We start from the raw sequence: 1882 nt of genomic DNA, 5'->3' as shown, positions 1-1882 counted from the left end.
ACCCGCATGAAAAACGCCATCGAGGTGGAAATCACCAACCATGGCACCACGGACTACAAGGGGATATACCTTGCCATTGAGCGGAAAGAAGAGGAACCGGCAGACGTAAGCGATGCCAACCTGAGAGACGTGAACACGGTCGTCCCGAGCGGGGAAACGGTGACCGTGGAACTGACTTACCGGCCCAGCATCGCCGGGCCGTATTACATGTACCTCATGGACAGCAATGCGCGTATCCTGGCACGTCTGGCGACCGAAGCTTCCGCACAGGAACCCGCCTTGTCGCTGAACAGCCTCCGGCTCGATGCCGCTCCGGAAAGCGAGGAAACATCCGTCGTTGTCGGCGGGCAGGAAAACACCATATTATATAATAAGGTGTACAGCGACGCAGCCTGCGTACGGGCTTCCTTAACGAACGCCCAAGAAGCTACCGCCACCACGCCGACCTTGCAATGCGACCTGTACCAATACGATGCCGGACAATCGGCCTTTGTCAAACGTGGGGATTTGTCGGACAGGGAGACCGTATTTGCAGAAGGCTCGACACAAGAAGTGACGTTCAACTTCGACGACATGGAAAAAGACGTGTTATATGCCGCCGCACTGCACCGCGACTACAAGGCCGGAGGAGAAGAGCAGACGATAGAGGCTGCACCGGAAGACACCATCGTCTATTTCAAGGTAGCCGGTTGCGACCTCACCATGGCCGAAACGGACAACTGGGGAGCCGTCTTCTCCGGGCACTGGAACAAGGACAAGTTTTTGGAACTGGCATCTACCGTGCCGTCCACGCATTTCGACCTGACCCGCGTGACGGGCATAGACAGCGTGCCACAGCTCGCCAATCCGAACATCTTGTTTTATCTCGATGCCGCCTCGGAAGCCAAAGGAAAAAACATCATCAAGGACGGGATATGCGAGGAACTCAGCCTGACCATGGGTCACGACTACTACGCGAAGGAACCTTTCACCGCCCGACGTGCCGTCTTCAACCCGCAATCCTCGTCGACGAAATGGCAATACATCGCCCTGCCTTTCGACTGCGAAGTGCCCGAAGGCAGCCGCGCACGCAGAATCAAGAAACTGAGCAACATCCTTATCTCGGAATCGGACGAAGTGAACACCACGTTAAAGGCTTGCACGCCTTACCTTTACCGGACTACCCGGCCGGGCGAAGACCGGATTACGGCCACCGACGTGAACGTCGATGACGGGCATGGAACAGCCACGTCCGACACCCTGTCCTACAGTTTCAGCAATGGAGTGGCCCGGAAAGGACTCCGCATGCTGAACAAGGCCGACATACAGACCTTCGTAGAGGACGAGGGGGCCACCATCCCGGCTTTCAGCGGCTACCTTACATACGACAAGGACGTAAGCACCAACATCTACGCATACGAGAAGAAAGACAAGGAAAGCGAGGCGCTCGGCGAGCTGCTGAACCAAGCCTACCTTTTGGCTGAAAATGCCAAAGGGCAGTTGTTGCCGGAAGATCTCAACACGTTCCTTGACCAAATCCACACTGCAGCCGCATGCTATACCCGCCATCCGGAAGCAGAGGAGATAGCCGAAGCCGAAGCCCTTTTGGAAGAGGGCATCAAAGCCTGCCGCCGGAACCTCATCCCCACAGATGCGCCCATCGACCTCACGGACGTGTACCTGACCAACGCTTCGTTTGAAAGCCGTCGCACCACGGGTTGGGACATCACACGCGAGACAGGGCAGAGTTCAAAGGTGACGGACGTTTCGTCCTTGGACAATTACATGGTGGACGCAGACGGCAGTTACGTATTCCACTCCTATTCCAGTTCCGGAAAAGGCAGCGTCACGCTAAGCCAGAAAGCCACGGGCCTGAAAAACGGATTCTACCGCGTAAAAGCAT

Annotated in this window: 1 pseudogene; it reads left to right on the top strand. The window is 56.3% G+C overall.

Annotated elements, in window-relative coordinates:
* Nucleotides 1-1882, top strand: a pseudogene (locus tag HMPREF9442_RS02310) (C10 family peptidase); the annotation flags it as partial.

It is taken from the genome of Paraprevotella xylaniphila YIT 11841 (assembly GCF_000205165.1).
Taxonomy (GTDB): Bacteria; Bacteroidota; Bacteroidia; order Bacteroidales; family Bacteroidaceae; genus Paraprevotella; species Paraprevotella xylaniphila.
Note: the sequence above shows the minus strand (reverse complement) of the source record. Positions and strands in the feature narration are given on the sequence as shown.